The 17454-nt window shown below is 37.0% G+C and carries 16 protein-coding genes; 13 read left to right on the top strand and 3 right to left on the bottom strand.

Annotation, left to right across the window (positions count from 1 at the left end):
• Positions 1 to 34: 34 nt before the first annotated feature.
• From ACFFUE_RS07920 to ACFFUE_RS07955, 8 genes are read left to right on the top strand one after another with little or no spacing between them, the layout of a single operon-like run.
• Positions 35 to 1546, top strand: coding sequence for a RagB/SusD family nutrient uptake outer membrane protein (locus tag ACFFUE_RS07920; RefSeq protein WP_376834231.1), 1512 nt, complete (start codon positions 35 to 37; stop codon positions 1544 to 1546).
• A gap of 29 nt (positions 1547 to 1575) precedes the next feature.
• Entirely contained in the window at positions 1576 to 2535 is a 960-nt protein-coding gene (locus ACFFUE_RS07925) for a putative zinc-binding metallopeptidase (RefSeq protein WP_376834233.1), read from the top strand.
• A 10-nt stretch (positions 2536 to 2545) separates the two neighbouring features.
• Positions 2546 to 3553: a DUF4302 domain-containing protein gene (locus ACFFUE_RS07930; protein WP_376834235.1), complete on the top strand. Its 1008-nt coding sequence runs from the start codon at positions 2546 to 2548 to the stop codon at positions 3551 to 3553.
• A gap of 23 nt (positions 3554 to 3576) precedes the next feature.
• A complete protein-coding gene (locus ACFFUE_RS07935) occupies positions 3577 to 4164 on the top strand; it encodes a hypothetical protein (RefSeq protein ID WP_376834237.1) in 588 nt (195 codons plus the stop codon).
• Between the two features lie 49 nt (positions 4165 to 4213).
• Positions 4214 to 5389 carry a DUF4856 domain-containing protein gene (locus ACFFUE_RS07940; RefSeq protein WP_376834239.1) on the top strand — a complete coding sequence of 392 codons (1176 nt, stop codon included), beginning with the start codon at positions 4214 to 4216 and terminating at the stop codon, positions 5387 to 5389.
• Positions 5390 to 5403: 14 nt separating this feature from the next.
• Positions 5404 to 6456: a carbohydrate binding domain-containing protein gene (locus tag ACFFUE_RS07945; RefSeq protein WP_376834241.1), complete on the top strand. Its 1053-nt coding sequence runs from the start codon at positions 5404 to 5406 to the stop codon at positions 6454 to 6456.
• Positions 6457 to 6474: 18 nt separating this feature from the next.
• Positions 6475 to 7401, top strand: coding sequence for a hypothetical protein (locus ACFFUE_RS07950; protein WP_376834243.1), 927 nt, complete (start codon positions 6475 to 6477; stop codon positions 7399 to 7401).
• 49 nt (positions 7402 to 7450) lie between these two features.
• Positions 7451 to 8902 carry a T9SS type A sorting domain-containing protein gene (locus tag ACFFUE_RS07955; RefSeq protein ID WP_376834245.1) on the top strand — a complete coding sequence of 484 codons (1452 nt, stop codon included), beginning with the start codon at positions 7451 to 7453 and terminating at the stop codon, positions 8900 to 8902.
• A gap of 53 nt (positions 8903 to 8955) precedes the next feature.
• Here ACFFUE_RS07955 and clpP read toward each other — a convergent pair whose 3' ends face one another.
• On the bottom strand, positions 8956 to 9633 hold the full coding sequence (gene clpP, locus ACFFUE_RS07960) for an ATP-dependent Clp endopeptidase proteolytic subunit ClpP (protein WP_327984190.1): 678 nt from the start codon (positions 9631 to 9633) through the stop codon (positions 8956 to 8958).
• 119 nt (positions 9634 to 9752) lie between these two features.
• Positions 9753 to 11669, bottom strand: a complete 1917-nt coding sequence (gene dnaG / locus ACFFUE_RS07965) for a DNA primase (protein WP_376834247.1) — start codon at positions 11667 to 11669, stop codon at positions 9753 to 9755.
• A gap of 102 nt (positions 11670 to 11771) precedes the next feature.
• Here dnaG and ACFFUE_RS07970 point away from each other — a divergent pair, with 102 nt between their 5' ends.
• Positions 11772 to 12008: a hypothetical protein gene (locus tag ACFFUE_RS07970; protein ID WP_376834249.1), complete on the top strand. Its 237-nt coding sequence runs from the start codon at positions 11772 to 11774 to the stop codon at positions 12006 to 12008.
• 42 nt (positions 12009 to 12050) lie between these two features.
• Here the strand turns inward: ACFFUE_RS07970 and folP are convergent, their stop codons facing one another.
• Positions 12051 to 12890 (bottom strand): dihydropteroate synthase, encoded by an 840-nt coding sequence (gene folP / locus ACFFUE_RS07975; protein ID WP_376834251.1) that lies wholly within the window; start codon positions 12888 to 12890, stop codon positions 12051 to 12053.
• An 85-nt stretch (positions 12891 to 12975) separates the two neighbouring features.
• On the opposite strand from folP, the gene ACFFUE_RS07980 reads away from it, so the two are divergent.
• The 4 genes from ACFFUE_RS07980 to ACFFUE_RS07995 all read left to right on the top strand — a co-directional run bounded on the left by ACFFUE_RS07980 (position 12976) and on the right by ACFFUE_RS07995 (position 17408).
• On the top strand, positions 12976 to 13530 hold the full coding sequence (locus ACFFUE_RS07980; RefSeq protein ID WP_376834253.1) for a DUF1599 domain-containing protein: 555 nt from the start codon (positions 12976 to 12978) through the stop codon (positions 13528 to 13530).
• Between the two features lie 68 nt (positions 13531 to 13598).
• Positions 13599 to 14654 (top strand): BT_3928 family protein, encoded by a 1056-nt coding sequence (locus ACFFUE_RS07985; protein WP_376834255.1) that lies wholly within the window; start codon positions 13599 to 13601, stop codon positions 14652 to 14654.
• 224 nt (positions 14655 to 14878) lie between these two features.
• The gene (locus tag ACFFUE_RS07990; RefSeq protein ID WP_327984196.1) at positions 14879 to 15229 is read left to right on the top strand and encodes a tellurite resistance TerB family protein; all 351 of its coding nucleotides are present in this window, start codon (positions 14879 to 14881) and stop codon (positions 15227 to 15229) included.
• A gap of 52 nt (positions 15230 to 15281) precedes the next feature.
• Positions 15282 to 17408, top strand: coding sequence for a S9 family peptidase (locus tag ACFFUE_RS07995; RefSeq protein ID WP_376834257.1), 2127 nt, complete (start codon positions 15282 to 15284; stop codon positions 17406 to 17408).
• Positions 17409 to 17454: the final 46 nt, after the last annotated feature.

Raw genomic sequence — 17454 nt, forward strand, 5'->3', positions numbered from 1 at the left:
GCATATTTGTTTTAACTTTTTAATCAATCAACCGATGAAACATATTTTAAACACAGTTTTTTTATCAGTTTTATTATTGTTGAGCTCTTGTGAAAGGTACTTGGAAGTTAATCCAGATTCTACTTTGGATGTAGAGATTAACTCTGAGGAAAAGATTGCAGAGCTACTTACAGCGGCATATCCAGAGGCAAGTTATTCGGCATTTCTAGAAGCAAGAACAGACAATGTGGAAGAAAGAGTAAATGGAGTCCACTCTCGTCTGAATGAAGCGATGTATTTCTGGGAAGATTATGATCAAGAAGATTTGGATACACCTCTGAATTATTGGAACTCTTGTTACAAAGGAATTGCACAAGCTAATAAGGCATTAGAGCTTTTGGCAAGCTATCCCAAGACTGATAGAGTGAAAGCCCTCTATGGTGAAGCATTTCTTATAAGAGCTTATTTGCACTTTATGCTAGTTAATATTTGGTCAGCACCTTATGGTACAGAGAAGTCTAAGAATAGTCTTGGGATTCCGTACTTAGAAAAATCTGAAAAAAATGCATTGGTAGATTATAAAAGAGGAACGGTAGCGGAGGTTTATGAGAAAATAGAACGAGATTTAAAACTGGGAATATCCTTGGTGAGTGATGATTATTACCAAAATCCAAAATTTCACTTTAATAAAAAGGCCGCTTATGCCTTTGCATCAAGATTTTATCTGATAAAAGGAGAATGGGATTTAGTAATAGAATATTCCAATTTTGTATTGGGAGCAGATGCAAAACAGGTGATAAGAAATTGGAATGAATATATGCAACAGATGTCATCCGATAGAACATCGCTATACACTTTATATACCAGCTCTTCAGAACCAGCCAATTTACTTTTATCCACCACAGAATCTAGAATCAAGAGAAATATAAGTAATGAAAAATACGGCTCTACAACCCATAGCGTTACCAATATTTTTGCAAAAAAAGGTATTGATGGTTGTTCGGAAGCCAAGACGCTCAATCTAGACCAAGTGTACACTTTTGCATATACTGGAGCACCAGTGAGTAATGGAAGATATCTGGCCAAGTTTGATGAATTGTCTTTATTTGGAAATACGGGTATTAGACCTCGTGGATTGTATGTTACCAATGTATTGTTTTCAGTAGATGAGGTATTGCTAAATAGGATGGAAGCGTACACAATGAAAAAAAACTATAGCCAAGCTGTAGATGATTTATTAGACTATATGAAAGGTAAGTTTGATATAGATTTGCCTTGCTCTCGTGAGATGTATCTTACTACAAGTACAGAGCATTATGCCACATATACACCATTTTATGGTCTTACAGTAAAGCAATTGGCAATGGTAAAAACCATTACAGAACTAAGACAAAAAGAGTTTTTTCACGAAGGTTTAAGGTGGTTTGATATTCGTAGATTTTATCTTCCAGTGACTAGAAATTCTAAAAATAGTCTGTATAGACCTTTGACCAAAGAAGACCCGAGAAAACTTTTGCAAATACCTGCAGAAGCCATCAATAGAGGATTGGAACCCAACCCGAGATAAATTTTAATAAAAAAATTAATACGAGACCAATGAAATCATTAGGATTAATATTATGTTTAAGTCTATTATGGGTAAGTTGTTCGCGAGACACATTATCATCAGAGAGTGTGGTAGAAAGTCAACACCTGATACCATCTACAGAATTGGATACTTGGATAAAAGATTCTATCACCACTCCTTATGGAATAGCCGTAGAATACCGATGGAACAGAAATAACATCACGCCAGGCACCTATACCAACCCTGCCAATCCAGAAAAAGTAAAAGAGGTTTTGAAAACCATTAAAACACTTTGGATAGAGACATATTCTTTGCCCAATCTAGGGAAGAGTGATTTTATGAAAGGGAAAAATCCAATTAAAATTCACATTTATGGAGGGAAAAATATAGATGGCAATGGCGTAGAGCTCATTAGTAAACCCAATGCTTTGGGGGTAGAGATGTATCTATATAATGCCGATGATTTTGATGCTAAAGATGAAGAAAAGGTTTTTATTTTAATGAGAAGCGTTCATCATCAGTTTGCAAAGCGATTGGTAGAGCTTATTCCTTATGATAGAGATGCGTTTATGCAAATCAGTCAGAAAAAATATACCTTTACTACCGAGCCTCTTAAAACCTTGGTTCAGGGCTATACTTCCCGAAAGGAGCTTTATTCGTTGGATAACTATTTTAATAAGAAAGGTTTTTTCACTTTTCATTCTACCATCAGTCCAGAAGATGATTTTGCAGAAATAGTAAGTGCTACCATAATGCATACACCTGGTGAAATGGAGCAGGCTAAAATCAATGCTCAAACGCCATATCAGGATTACGGGTCAGATCCAGAAGTGCAGCAGGCGTATAACGAACAGGCAAAACAAGCCTATAAGGAATTTACAGCAAAACAAGTAATGGTAGAAGAGTATTTTTCTAAAAGCTTGAAAATTAATATTAAAAGATTGCAGTTGGCCAATCTAGAAAGAATGAAAAACTATGTGAAACCATAATACTATCATTATGAAAAACATCATATATCTATTGGGAATTTTATTGTTGGTTATTTCGTGTAGAGATGAGGAGCTGAAAGGGGATTCACCATCTCAAAGAGCTCGGTATAGTATTGAAAGTTTGAAAACAGAACTTACCGAAGCTCCTTATGGATGGAAGGTAATCTATTTCCCTAAAACTGATTCTTTGCTTTTTTCGGATAAGGAAGATGTGATAGAAAGAGACCCTGCATTCCGAAGCAAATATGGCTATGGAGGACATTATTTTACAATGAAATTCGGTACAGATGGAACAGTAACTATGCTTACAGATACAGATGATACAACAATTTCAGAACCTAAAAAGAGTGAATATAGCATCAAGCAAAATACGTTTACACAACTTAGTTTTACCACGCCAAGCTATTTGAATAAACTTCTGAATGAGCAGTTTGCAGGTTCACCAGATTGGCTGTATATCGGTAAAAATTGGGAAGGTAATTTGGTGTTTAAAACAGCTTCGTATATAGAACCAGCAAGGGAATATATCGTTTTTGAAAAGATAGAGAAAGAGGAAGATTTTTCCAACTTTGTTCAGGCTTCGTACGATAACCGAATGTTTTTTGATAATCTTTCCAATCCACAGATTACGATAAGGCAGGGAAGTAAAATATTTTTTCAAAGTGATGTGATAATGAAAACACAGTTTGTACAGAATTTCATCAATGAAATTCAGTATAAGAGATATTATCTATTCCGATTTGGAAAAAAACTAAATCCTGACCCGAATAGGATAGATCCTTTGGAAAGCAATGGTTTAGGCTCTGGATATGTAGGAACAGAGCAAGGAATTACATTCTATTCAGGAATAAGATATAGCAGTACTTATATTTTTTATGATTTTGAAAGACAGGGAAATAAGTTTGTATGTGAATTGGTAAAAGTTTATGACCCGATTCTCAAGAAGTATAGAATGATGAGTAAGCATCTTGCACCAAACAATGCGGAGTTTACAGGTTTTATAGCAGAAATACAGTAGATAAAGAATTAAATTTAGATAAAATGAAACTTCTAAAATTGTTATTAATAGGGCTAATGGTGGTGTCTTGTAATCCAAGAGGCGAGGATGCTTTGGAAGAAGATTATTCTCAATTATTCCCTTTCAGAGGGATAGATACTCCAGATATTTACTATGAAGATATGATTGCGAGAAACTGTAATCCTGATGAAGCTTTGGAACAGTATAAATATCCAGGTGTAACGCTTCCTAGTGAGAGAGAATATACCGTTACGCTAAAATGTAAATATACAGCAATAGGAAACGACTACGCTACGAGATATGCCATTAGATACATTGCGGAAGATAAGAGTATCAAGGTGATAGGAACAGATGCTGCGATGGCTAATGTCTCAGACATGTTGGAAAATGGGGAGCAAAAGACCATATCGTTCAAGGTGAAATCTGGGTATCCATTGTACCTTTCCGTGAACGGTGTAGGAGCAAGAAACTCTAGTATATATGCTAGTATTTCTGCAGTTTCTACAGATGGATATATCATAAGCCCAGAACTATTTACAGAGCAATATCAAAACAAAGAAGGACCTAATAGAATAGAAAATCCTTATTGTAAATATATCATTTTACCATAATGAATTTTAGTTAGCTCATTTTCTAAATAAAAATCTCAATACACAACCAATGAAAAAACTGTATCAATACGCTATTATATTTGGAGCATTGATGATGACTTCTTGCGATAGAAATGTAGGAGAAACTGTAGAAACAGCTTACCAAGAGCCGTTACCAGAGGTATTGGTCTATAAGTTTCAAAGAAATGGTAGTAGTAGTGTGAATACCCTAGCGTGCCAACTCATTATAGAGCCTGTGGACTATATTTTCAATAGTTATCTGAAAGATGCTAGGATTTTTAATCAATACTATTATGAAGGTTTGATGAAATATTACAAAATTGAAGGGATAGATGGTGCTATTCCTTATAATGAAATAGCAACATCAGATTTTCAAAAAAAATATCAAGCAGAGATTCAGCAAGACATTACCGCAATGATTGATATTTCTGCTAAAATTAGTGGTTATCAGTCAGATAATATAAGAAATAGAGAGGCTTCCAAATGCATTTCGGGATATGTGGGCAATAGTTTAGGGGATTTAAATTTATCCTTTGTGGACGAAAGAGGCTTGGCTCCAGCGGAGGCATTTTATTATATGATTTTGGGAGCTATTCAAATGGATAAAATTTTCGGAACTCATCTTACTAATGAGGTCCTACAAAATACGGAATATAGAACACAGCACGAAAACCTTGTGCTTTTACAAGGTAGAAATTATACTGCATTAGAGCATCATTGGGATTTAAGCTATGGATATTTTAACCGCTTAAAACCATTGGTACAAGCAGATGGCTTGCCCATTTTAACGCATTCTGAAACTAAAATTTATAATGCCTTGGTACAGGGCAGATATGAGATGGGCAGATACTATTATGATGAAATGACAACGCAGGCGGACATCATTCGTGCGGAATTGGCCAAAGCTATTGTTGTTAAAACGATGAACCTCTTGGCAGGGAATAATACACTTGCTAATCTTAATGAAGAAGCAGGTTATTCTTTTAAGTTTCTTTCTCAGGCTTATGGGCTTATTTATTCATTACAATTTTTAATAAATAATAATGGAGAGGCTTATTTTTCTCGCTCTCAAGTTCAGAATATATTGAACAAAATGATGGGTGAAAATGGGTTTTGGGACAAAGAGAGATTACTGTCAGATGAAAATACAACGGGGTCTTTAAAACAAATAGCAACCGAAATAGGAAAACCTTTTGGATTAACATTAAGCGATATTAAACGATAAAACACATACCGAAAATGAAAAGACAATATACTTTTTTATTTTTTCTTATCTCATTGTGGATGGTGGCACAAGAAAATATTATTCCCAATGGAGGTTTTGAGCAATACAGTGCAGGGAGACCCGTGGGATGGTATTTTGGAAGTTACCTAGGATTCAGTAGAGATAGAGACGCACACTCTGGGCGATACTCTGCAAAAGTATGGGCAAATGGAGATTCTTTCATTACCTCTAAGGGAGGCGAGTACAATGTGGCAGATGTTCAGGAAAATTCAGAGTATCAGATTTCTTATTGGCATAAAGGGAATATTCCGAAGGAAAATGTGGTGGTTTCGGTATATTGGTATAAAGATGACCAAAGAATCAAAACAGAAGTCTTGGAAAATGAACAAGTACTAACTTCTGAAACTGAATGGAAAAAGAAAGAAATTACGGTAAATTCTCCCATTGGAGTCAATAAAGTAGGATTAGAATTTAGACTAAAACTTCAAGAAGGTTGTATTTTGATAGATGATATATCTATGGTTTTTGTGAAGAAAAATGATAATGTGAAGCTTCCAATGCCAACGGGAATAACCACCAAAAGCCATCAGCGGGAGATAGAATTCTTTTGGGATAAAGAAGCGGATGATACCATAGAATGGGAGGTGCAGGTTAATAATGAAACGCCGCGTAGAACTAAAAATAATGCCTTTGTAGTGGAACAATTGGAGCTAAGAACATCTTATTCTTTGAAAGTGAGGGCTGTGAAGGGGGAGCAGTACTCTGATTTTACTCCTGCAATATCGGTTTCCACCGTAGGAATGAATCACTCAGAGGATAGTGTGGAGCGGGTACCACATCTCAGAACTTTGGGAACAGATGGAGAAACGCCTCAATCCCTCAGATTGTATTATTATGATTTGGCAACGCCCAATGCCATTATAAGGTATTTTGTAGATGAAACAGAAATAAAACCTACAGATGGAGTCCTTACATTTTCTAAAAAAGGAAAGCAGAAACTTAAACTTATTATAGAAGAAACACCCGAAAGACAATGGGAAATAGAATATGATATTGAGGTAAAATAATAACAAAAAAAAGATAAAATGAATCAATTTCTTAAACTTAAAGCTTTATGTTTGGTAATTTTAATGCTTTTTTCTTGTCGAGAAAATGAAACCTTATATCCAGATATTAAGGTAGGAAAAGAAGAAAATTCCATTGCTGAAGTTACCCTAAATAAAGAAACTCAGCGAAATATTATTCTTTCGGGAGGAAACGGAAAATATGCAGTAAACATAGCAGATTCCAAAGTAGCAAAAGTAGAAATCAGTAGCGATACTTTGAAAATAAAAGGGCTATTGGAGGGAAGTACCTTTGCAACAATTACTTCTCACGATAAGAAAATAAGATTGGGAATCAATGTGGTATCACCAGATTTAAGCATTAGTCAAGGATTTGTAAGGCTTTATCCTAAGGATGAAAGCAAATTCATCAGCCTTAGTGGAGGTGGAGATATTGTAGATGTAGTAGTGGACGACCCCGAAGGAATTATAAAAGTAAAATGGAATGGTAATACAGGGATTTTAGAACTGAGGGCTTTCTACGAAGGGGAAGCTACCATTACGGCAAAATCTGCAAATCTTGAAGATAAAACGCTTAAAGTATTAGTGAAATCGGAAGGAGAGACTAATGATGTAGGAATTTATTCTACAACGTCTAAGAATATTTATCCCATTCTTATTTCCAAAATGGTAGTGAAGCGAAAGAATGTAGGGGTTTGGCTTTCGTCAAGTACTACACCTTATGGTATCGCTCACCCATTATTTGGTAGAGTTTCGGTAAAAACAGCTCCTATCATTGCTCCTAAACAAGGCGAATATATAGATGTAATGATGAATATAATGCCTACATCACAAAGTGTACAAGGTCTAAAAGATGGAATGAATAGATTTTATATAGATGAAGTAAGAGAAAGTACAGTAGTGCTAAAGGCGAAAGGTATTAGAGTCGTATTGCCTTATTTTAAATAGAAAAGATTAAATCATTGAAAATAAAACTAATTTTAAAAACAAGAAAAAAATGAAAAAACTCTATGTATTAGCAGGAATGCTATCCGTTCAGTTAGTGCTTGCACAATCTACAAGTCTTAATGTAGTAGCCGTTGAAAATTCAGGATTACCATCTACAACTTTTGGTTCTGTGGCATCAGGAGAAGTAGGAGGCAAGAGAGCACTTTTATTCACAGGTGAAGTTCAAGAGAGTAATGAAGCCTATGGACAGGTGAGAACTCAATTATATCTCTATAACGGAACCACTTTTGTTAAAGATACTAATGCTAATTTTCAAGCAATTAAAAACGGACAAGGCATCTTTGTAGATGTAGATAAGGATCAAGACGAAGATATTGTACTTATTGGAAGGGGAAGTAATGATAGAGACCTTCATTTTAAGGTGTATGAAAATACAAATGGGAACTTTTCTCTGAAACAAGATTTAAACGGAGAAGGACTGAACTATGCTAGTATAGATGCAGGAGATTATGATGCAGATGGAGATTTAGACCTTTTAGTAACAGGAAAAAATGCTTCTGGTACAAGGCAGATTTTCATTTATCAAAACAATGATGGCACTTTTGAAAAGAAAACACTTTCTGGCGTGAAAGGAATTTCTCAGGGAGATGCAAAATTTGTAAAGTTGTCTAAGGATAATGGTGATAAATTGGATTTTGTTACGGCAGGAATGAAAACTGAACGAGATGGTACAGTAGAAGTCTATAAGCAAAATGCCGATGGGTCTTTTAGATTATCTCAAGATTTGGAGCAAGTTGGAGGAAAATGGATAGGTACAGAAACAGCAAATCTTGCGGTAGTGGATGCCGATAAAGATGGCGTTACAGACTATGTGGCAGCAATAGGAAGAACATATGAAGATTTTACTCCATTGTATAAGAATCAGTCAGGAAATCTTTCTTTACATACGCAGGATATTCCGAGATTAACGGGAAATCACGGTAAAAATAGTGCTCATTTTACGGATTTAGATGGCGATAATACTTATGAATTGATATTTGTGGAGCAAGAAGATGGAGAAACACCAAGAGCTTTTATCTATAAAGTAGTGAGCGAAGGTGTTAGTGAAATTACAACTCCTACGATAGAGTTTGGTTTAGAGGGCTCTATTGCGGTTTTAGATTATGATAGCGATGGCGATTTAGACCTATACATCACAGGAAATGATAAAAATGGAGAAGCTAAATCTGCGATTTACAGAAACCAAAAAATAACTCTTTCTAATAAAGAAATAGTGGCAGAAGAGAAAGTTATTTTATATCCAAATCCTGTTTCACAATCGTTCGCGATTAAAGGAATGGAAAATCCATTGCAAATCAGTATATTGGATGTGTCTGGAAAATTGGTAAAGACCTTTGTTGCACAATCTCAATATGATGTATCATCTTTACCAAAAGGACACTATAATGTAGTGATAAAAGGGAAAAAAGGTTCTAAAACTTTGAAGATGATTAAGAAGTAATCATTCATAAAAACCGTCGGTAAAATGTTTTACCGACGGTTTTCTTTATTTTCTTATCCTTTTCTTTCTAAGACTTCATCTACCATTCCCATTTCTTTAGCTTCGTGGGAGGTCATCCAATAGTCTCGGTCAGAGGCTTTTTCTACCCATTCATACGACTGTCCAGAGTGGTGAGAAATGATGTCATAAAGTTCCTTTTTTAGTTTGAGCATTTCTCTTAGATTGATTTCCATATCACTGGCAACGCCTTGGGCACCACCGCTAGGTTGGTGAATCATTACACGAGAGTGTTTTAGGGCAGAGCGTTTTCCTTTTTCGCCCGCTACCAAAAGTACTGCTCCCATACTTGCTGCCATTCCTGTACAGATGGTGGCTACATCAGGTTTTATGATTTGCATCGTGTCATAGATACCCAAGCCTGCATACACGCTACCACCTGGAGAGTTAATGTAGATTTGAATATCCTTGGTAGGGTCTGCACTTTCTAAGAAAAGAAGCTGAGCCGTTACAATATTAGCAACTTGGTCATCAATTCCTGTTCCTAAGAAAATGATTCTATCCATCATCAGACGAGAAAATACATCCATCTGAGCCACATTCATTCTTCTCTCTTCCATAATGTAAGGCGTGAGGTTGGTAGGGTTGAACAATCCCATATATTGGTCTGTAGCCAGACCGCTATTGCCTAAATGCTTTACAGAGAAGTCTCTGAAGTCTTTTTTTATATCCATTATATAATTGTTTATTGATTGTTTACTTATTTTAGGGCGTTGTTGTTCCAATTGGAGCTACCTTGCCAATGTTCCTTTTCATTTCAAAAATCATTCCTAACTCAAAAATAGTCATTTTGTCATAAAATTCTATGCAGTACCTCGTCTATTTTGTTTTTAAGCTGATTGAGCTTGATGATTTTAAGATAAACCTCGCTATTATCTTCGTTTTCTGAAAGTTGTTTTGTAAGGTTTCTGATGGTTTTTACAATATACTCGCGTTTGTGGCGGGTGATAACATCTTCCACAATTTTGGGTACCAATTCTTGCTCCTTGCTGAAATAGATATTGTGCTTGCTCCAATCGCTGTTTTCATAAGGCTCCATAATGAAATTAGCCACCGAGCTAGAGATTTCTTCGTCCATTAAGGTGATGAAAAATTGGCTGTTTCTCAGTTCATTTCCTTGAATGCCAGATTTTATTTCAGTCCTTATTTTTTCGTTCAATGGAGAAATCATTTCATAATCATCTTCCTCAAAGTGAGCCAAAATTTCCTCTATCACTGTAGTTTCGTAAGGTTGGTTTTCGGCATCTCTTAGGCTGATGATTTGGTCGCCGTATTTTAGCATCAGTTCTATTAGTTTTTCTTCTAGTACCAATAGGGGATTAACGCTTATTATAGGGTCTTTTACCACTTCCAGCTTGGGTGCGGAAGGGGTAGGTGTGGTTTTTTGCTGCTGATGTTGGATTTGCTTCTGCACGCCCAGTTCATTGAACAAGCTTTGCTCGCTCAGTCCAAATTTATTGGAAACTTCTTTCAGATAGACCTCTTGTTTTAGAGCATTGGATACAAACGCCACAGATTTTACAATATCTCTGATGGCTTCTGCCTTTTTTATTGGGTCATCATTAGCTTCTTTTAAGAGGATTTCAGCTTTAAAATCAATAAAGTCTTTGGCTTCTGTATTGATGTAGTTTTCTACAAACTCGCGGGGGTGTTTTCTGGAAAAGGAATCAGGGTCGTCCCCATCAGGAAATAGCACCACACGGATGTTCATTCCTTCGGAAAGGAGCATATCAATACTTCTGAAACTGGCTTTGATACCCGCAGCATCACCGTCAAATAAGATGGTGACATTCTCTGTGAGCCTTTTGATGAGTTTTATTTGCTCCGTTGTAAGGGCGGTGCCAGAGCTTGCTACCACATTTTCTATCCCAGCTTGGTGCAGGGCAATCACATCCATATAGCCTTCTACTAGTAGGCAGAGGTTGTTTTTAGAAATGGCTTGTTTGCTTTGGTTGAGTCCATAGAGGACATTAGATTTATGATAAATTTCTGTTTCTGGGGAATTGAGATACTTGGCGGCTTTTACATTGTTTTTCAATATTCTGGCACCAAAGCCCAAGACCCTTCCAGAGAAGCTGTGGATAGGGAAGATAACCCTTTCCCGAAATCTATCTACCCCCTCAGGCTGATAGTCAGGAAATATGGAAAGCCCCGATTTTTCTAAAATCTCTTTGCTATAGCCTTTTTGCAGAGCATATTCTGTGAAGGCATTTTTCTTTTCTGGGGAATATCCGAGCTGGAATTTTTGGATGGTGTTTTCCTTCAGGTCTCGCTCTTTGAAATAGGAAAGTCCTATTTGTTTGCCTTCATCGGTATCATAAAGTTGCTCTTGAAAAAAATGATTGGCAACTTCGTGTATTTTGTAGAGCAAATCCCGCTCATTTTGGGCGGCTTTTTGTTCATCGGTTTGCTCGGTAATGATTTCCTCTATCTCGATGCCGTATTTTTTTGCAGCGTGTCTTAGAGCTTCGGGATAGGTAAAGTTTTCAATTTCCATCAAGAAAGAAATGGCGGTACCTCCTTTGCCTGATGAAAAGTCCTTCCAGATTTGCTTGCTGGGAGAGACTACGAAGCTGGGCGTTTTTTCATCGTGAAAGGGGCTAAGCCCTTTATAATTGGAGCCTGCCCGTTTTAGCTGGACATATTCGCCAATAATTTCTTCTACTCTGATGGTGGAAAAAATCTTATCGATGGTTTGTTTAGAAATCATTCGGTAAAAATAGGAAAAATTTCTTTTGAGATTGATGCTCTTTTGGGGAATATTGAGTAGATTTTACTATTTTTGAGCCTCAAATTTTGAAATTGAAATCCGATGAAGAATATTCAGATTAAGGCTAAAGATTTTTTTGAATTGCTAAAATTAAGAGATACTTCGATGTGGGAGATTTTTGCCCAGATGGTAGATGGTGAGGAGAAGGAAATTGTATTTTTGGACGAGGAAGACAAGGTTTTGTTCAGCTATGTTTTGCCTTCTACAATGGAAAAATTGCAAGAAGACCAAAAAATCTTTGCCAAAGAATATGCGGAGAAAATTGCACAGAACAACTAGATAATGGTTAATTGTAAATTATCAATTGTTAATTGTCAGCCATCAACCATCAACTATTAATGCTAAGTTCGTGCTTGCCACATCGTGCACCCTTAGGATTTTAGCACCTTGCTCCAAAACTTTTCTGTGAAGCTGTTGAGTTTCTTCGTTGATGTCCAATGGTGATTTGCCCAAAGGCTTATAGATGAAAGATTTTCTGCTGATGCCAATGAGAATGGGGAACTCTCCGAAGCCTAGGTATTGTATTTCATCAATGAGTTGATATTGATTTTCAATGGTTTTTCCAAACCCAAATCCAGGGTCAAAGATGATGTCTTTAATGCCAAGTTTTAGCAGTTCTTGACTTTTATTGAGCAAAAACTGATTGACAGAATAGGTAATATCTTCGTAGTGAATTTTATCATGCATTTGCTGGTAGCTGGGGTTGCCGTGCATCAGGATGTAGGGAAGTTTCGTTTGGGCAACAATGGGAAGTAGCGTAGGGTCAAATTGTCCTGCGGAAATATCATTCACCATATCAATACCTTCATTAAAACCAAAATGCACCACTTCTCCCCAAAAAGTGTCTAAGGAAATGAGAGCTTCAGGAAATTTTTTTTTGATGCTACGGATGATAGAGCCCAGCCGATGGATTTCCTCTTGGGCAGAGAGGAAATTAGCATTGGGACGGGTAGATTGAGCCCCGATGTCTATGATGGTAGCTCCCTCACTTAGCATCTTCTCAGTTTGTAGTAGGGCATTGGTTTCGTTGTTAAACTTTCCTCCATCAGAGAAAGAATCTGGGGTCAAATTGAGAATCCCCATTATTTTCGGAGTGTCCAAAGTGAATAGCCTCCCATTGCAATTGAGCGTGAAAACCTTAGATGACTTCTGTGTATCCATACCGCAAAAATATGAATAAAGTGGTATAGAAACCTCCTACATTCCATATAAAATACCTATATTTGAACTTCAAATTCGTAAAGAAATGAACCGAACTTCCGTGCAGTTTGCCCAAGTAGTGGCACAATGCAGAGATTTATTTGAAAAAAAATATCAAGACTATGGCTCAGCGTTTAGGGTGTTGAGGGCATCCTCCGTTACAGACCAGATTTACATTAAGGTAAAACGCATAGTAACGCTACAGACTTCCGATGAACAAAAGGTAGAAGACGAAACCGAAGCGGAAGGTTTTATCGCCATTGTTAATTACGCCATTATCGCCTTGATACAGCTAGAGAAAGGAACATCAGAGGAACTCTATGAGAATGCTGCCGAGATTTTTAGTCTCTATGATTATTTTGCCACAGAAGCACAGAAACTGATGGAACGAAAAAATCACGATTATGGTGAAGCTTGGCGAGAGATGAGGGTTTCATCTATTACAGATTTGATTTATCAAAAAGTGTTGAGAACTAAACAGATAGAAAATAATAGTGGCAAGACTATTGCTTCCGAAGGCTTGGAAGCCAATTATTATGATATGTTGAATTACGCCGTATTTTGCTTGATTAAAATTTCGGAAGAGGAGAACATTATTTGATACATCGCCTAGTATTGCTACATTGTTACATTGTTAAATTGGTATATTGTTACATTAAATATTAATAAATGAAACATTTTCTGAGATATATTATTGGAATTATTTTCATCATTTCAGGAGTGGTGAAAGCGATAGATTCGGTTGGTTTTTCCTTTAAACTGGAAGAATATTTCTCACCGGTGGTTTTTAATATGCCGTTTTTGGAATCTTTTGCATTACCTATTGCCGTTTTTGTATCAGCATTGGAAGTGGTTTTGGGGCTGATGTTGCTGCTGAGTATTCATTTGAGAAAAACACTTTGGGCACTCATTGCGTTGTGTGTATTCTTCGCATTTCTTACATTTTACTCTGCGTATTATAATGTGGTGACCGACTGTGGTTGCTTTGGCGATGCAGTGAAGTTTACTCTTTGGCAAAGCTTTTGGAAAGATATTGTCCTATTAATGGGGTTGTTGATACTCCTTGGACTTGATAAAAAGACAGAAACTACTGAAGTTTCTAAAGCACGGTGGACAATGCTGTGGGCTTTATGTGGGCTATTGGCTGTGATTATTGGCATTGGCATCGTGCAAGAGCCTATCATTGATTTTAGAGATTATAAAATCGGGACCGATTTAAAAGCAGAAAAGAAAAAATTGGAAGACCAGCCATCTGAATACAAAACATTCTATGTTCTGAAAAATAAAACCACACAAGAGGAAAAGAAGATGAGCCAAGATGAATATGTGGCAGAGCCGAAATATTGGGAAGAGGGAACGCCGTGGGAGATTCAAAAAGATAAAACCACTTCGGAAATCGTGAAGGAAGGTTACCAATCAGAAATTGCAAAATTTAGAATAGAAAATGCAGAGGGTACCGACCTTACTGCCGATATTATCAATGCTCCAAAAGCGGTTTTGGTGTTTTCCTATAAACCTCAGGATTTAAGTGTTGAGGAAGTTGAAAAAGCGGAAGCCAAAGCATTGGCAAAGGCTCAAAATGCAATGATAGTAGGGGTTTCTACGCAAACCAATACTTTTAAAAATATTAAAAATGCAACAATGGACGGCACCGCCATCAAAACCATAGCGAGAAGTAATCCGTTCATCTTGGTGTTGGAAAATGGTGTGGTGGTAGAGAAATGATGGTTGTGTAGTCTGTACAATGTATGATGTACAATGTATGATGTACAATGTACAATGCACAATGTATAATGTATGATGTATAATGTACAATGTATAATGTACGATGTATAATTAGAAAAATCATATTACATTGTACCTATTACAATACTACAATAAAAAAAAATCATATTACATTGTACATATTACATACTACAAAATAAAAAGAATAATAAATAAAAATAAATATGCAAAAATCAAACAAATCCATTGCGGGTTACCATTTGCTGATGATATTATCAGCCGTAGACCACGAGTTTTCTCCAGAAGAGGGAATGAAAATTCAAGAATATTTAGCGGAAGAATTTCCTTTCCGTATGAATCTGGATAATGAGCTAGACATCATTGCGACGCTTCAGCCCGAAGCTTGGAAAGATCATTTTGAATTTCACGCCAGATGCTTCTTAGACGATTCTACAGAGGCAGAAAGACAAAACTTTGTAGCTTTTGCGAAAACCCTTATCAAAGCAGATGATGAGGTAACAGAAAGAGAACATCAGTTCTATACCCTATTGAAACATATTTGGAATTTGAAATAGAGGTGTTAATGTAGCAATGTACAGTAATACAACCAAACTAACAGCATAAAAAATGAAAAAACTATTCACGGCAAGTGTTATTGCTTTTACAGGTATGATGAATGCACAGCAATTTCCCAAGGTAAAACCACCCGTTGCGGAAAAACAATCCCACATCAGAACCATTCACGGGGATACGGTGGAAGACCCTTACTATTGGATGATAGATTATTTCAAAAAAGGAAAAGACAGCACCAAGGTGATTAAGTATCTCACGGAGGAAAACCAATATTTGGAAAAAATGATGGCGGATACAAAACCCCTTCAAGACAAACTTTTCCAAGAAATGAAAGCCCGCGTGAAGGAAAAAGACGAATCGGTGCCTACTTTCAAAAATGGATATTATTACTACTCCAAAACCGAGGAAGGCAAGCAGTATTATAAATATTGTAGAAAAAAAGGCAGTCTTGATGCACCAGAAGAAATCCTCCTAGATGTGGATAAAATGGCAGAAGGCAAGGCATATTATTCCGTGGGAGGAATGAGTATTAGCCCGAATAATCAGCTGATGATTTTCGGGGTAGATGATGTTTCCAGAAGACAATACAAATTGTTTTTAAAAGATTTAAAAACAGGAAAAGTTACCGACCTTAACATTAAAAACACCTCTGGAAATGCCACTTGGGCAAATGATAATAAAACCATTTTCTACACCGCCAACAATCCCGTTACCCTTCTATCAGAGCGTATTATGCGTCATAGCCTCGGTACAGATTCCCAAAACGACGTGGTGGTGTACCAAGAAAAAGACAATACCAACTATATAGGGCAATACAAATCTAAAAACGAAAAATACATCTTCATCAGCTCAGCTGCCACTACATCTTCGGAAATTAGATACATCTCTGCCGATGAGCCAATGGCGGAGTTCAAGGTGTTCCAGCCAAGGATGAAAGATGTCTTATACAGCGTAACGGCTTTGGAAGACAAGTTTCTGGTAAGAACCAATAAAGATGCTCTGAACTTCAAAATCGTAGAAACACCACTCAATAAAACAACGGTAGAATATTGGAAAGATTTTATTCCGCACCGTAAAGAGGTTTTGATGAGTGGCGTTACCGAGTTTAAAAACTTCCTAGTCTTCCAAGAACGCTACAATGGGCTTACCCAATTGGTGGTAATGAACCGAAAAACAGGCAAAAAAGAACAGATTAAATTTGATGAACCAACCTACACGGTTTTTGCATCAGGAAACCCAGAGTACAATACAGATAACTTCCGCTTTGGCTACACTTCTATGATTACGCCAAGCTCCCAATACGAGCAAAATCTCCAAACGGGAAAAAGAACCCTTCTGAAACAACAAGAGGTTTTGGGCGGATATGATAAAAACCAATATGTTACCGAAAGACTTTTTGCCACTGCGAATGACGGTACTAGAATCCCAATTTCCATCGTGTACAAAAAAGGCTTTAAGCGAGATGGTAAGCAGCCACTTTTGCTCTACGCCTATGGTTCCTATGGAAGCTCTATGGACGCCACATTCAGCTCCCCAAGGTTGAGCCTTTTGGAGAGAGGCTTTGCCTATGCCATTGCCCACATCCGTGGCGGGCAAGAGATGGGACGCCAGTGGTACGAAGATGGTAAAATGATGAAAAAGAAAAATACCTTTACCGATTTCATCAACGCAGGAGAATTTTTGGTGAAAGAACAATACACCTCTCCGAAGCATCTATATGCCCAAGGGGGAAGTGCAGGAGGGCTCCTAATGGGTGCTGTAGCCAATATGAAACCAGAGCTTTGGAACGGTATCATCTCTCAAGTGCCTTTCGTAGATGTGGTCAATACAATGCTGGACGAGTCTATCCCACTTACCACCAACGAGTATGACGAGTGGGGAAATCCTAATAATAAGGAAGCTTATTTCTATATGAAATCTTACTCCCCTTATGAGAATATCGAAAGGAAAAACTATCCTCATCTTCTCATCACCACGGGGCTTCACGACTCGCAAGTGCAGTATTTTGAACCAGCCAAATGGACAGCAAAACTGCGAGACCTGAAAACCGATAACAATGTCCTTTTCCTAAAAACCGATATGGAATATGGGCACGGTGGAGCTTCTGGAAGGTTTGATTACCTGAAAGACATCGCTCTGGTCTATGCTTTTATGTTTAAATTAGAAGGCATTAATAAATAATTATGAAAACACTTTCTTCTCTTAATGGAGGGGAAAGTGTTTTGGA

Origin of the sequence: Bergeyella porcorum, from assembly GCF_042427575.1 — a bacterium.
GTDB lineage: Bacteria > Bacteroidota > Bacteroidia > Flavobacteriales > Weeksellaceae > Bergeyella > Bergeyella porcorum.

Coding starts and splice junctions, on each gene's coding strand:
- ACFFUE_RS07920 (WP_376834231.1), top strand. CDS start 35: ATGAAACATATTTTAAACACAGTTTTTTTATCAGTTTTATTATTGTTG.
- ACFFUE_RS07925 (WP_376834233.1), top strand. CDS start 1,576: ATGAAATCATTAGGATTAATATTATGTTTAAGTCTATTATGGGTAAGT.
- ACFFUE_RS07930 (WP_376834235.1), top strand. CDS start 2,546: ATGAAAAACATCATATATCTATTGGGAATTTTATTGTTGGTTATTTCG.
- ACFFUE_RS07935 (WP_376834237.1), top strand. CDS start 3,577: ATGAAACTTCTAAAATTGTTATTAATAGGGCTAATGGTGGTGTCTTGT.
- ACFFUE_RS07940 (WP_376834239.1), top strand. CDS start 4,214: ATGAAAAAACTGTATCAATACGCTATTATATTTGGAGCATTGATGATG.
- ACFFUE_RS07945 (WP_376834241.1), top strand. CDS start 5,404: ATGAAAAGACAATATACTTTTTTATTTTTTCTTATCTCATTGTGGATG.
- ACFFUE_RS07950 (WP_376834243.1), top strand. CDS start 6,475: ATGAATCAATTTCTTAAACTTAAAGCTTTATGTTTGGTAATTTTAATG.
- ACFFUE_RS07955 (WP_376834245.1), top strand. CDS start 7,451: ATGAAAAAACTCTATGTATTAGCAGGAATGCTATCCGTTCAGTTAGTG.
- clpP (WP_327984190.1), bottom strand. CDS start 9,633: ATGGATATAAAAAAAGACTTCAGAGACTTCTCTGTAAAGCATTTAGGC.
- dnaG (WP_376834247.1), bottom strand. CDS start 11,669: ATGATTTCTAAACAAACCATCGATAAGATTTTTTCCACCATCAGAGTA.
- ACFFUE_RS07970 (WP_376834249.1), top strand. CDS start 11,772: ATGAAGAATATTCAGATTAAGGCTAAAGATTTTTTTGAATTGCTAAAA.
- folP (WP_376834251.1), bottom strand. CDS start 12,890: ATGGATACACAGAAGTCATCTAAGGTTTTCACGCTCAATTGCAATGGG.
- ACFFUE_RS07980 (WP_376834253.1), top strand. CDS start 12,976: ATGAACCGAACTTCCGTGCAGTTTGCCCAAGTAGTGGCACAATGCAGA.
- ACFFUE_RS07985 (WP_376834255.1), top strand. CDS start 13,599: ATGAAACATTTTCTGAGATATATTATTGGAATTATTTTCATCATTTCA.
- ACFFUE_RS07990 (WP_327984196.1), top strand. CDS start 14,879: ATGCAAAAATCAAACAAATCCATTGCGGGTTACCATTTGCTGATGATA.
- ACFFUE_RS07995 (WP_376834257.1), top strand. CDS start 15,282: ATGAAAAAACTATTCACGGCAAGTGTTATTGCTTTTACAGGTATGATG.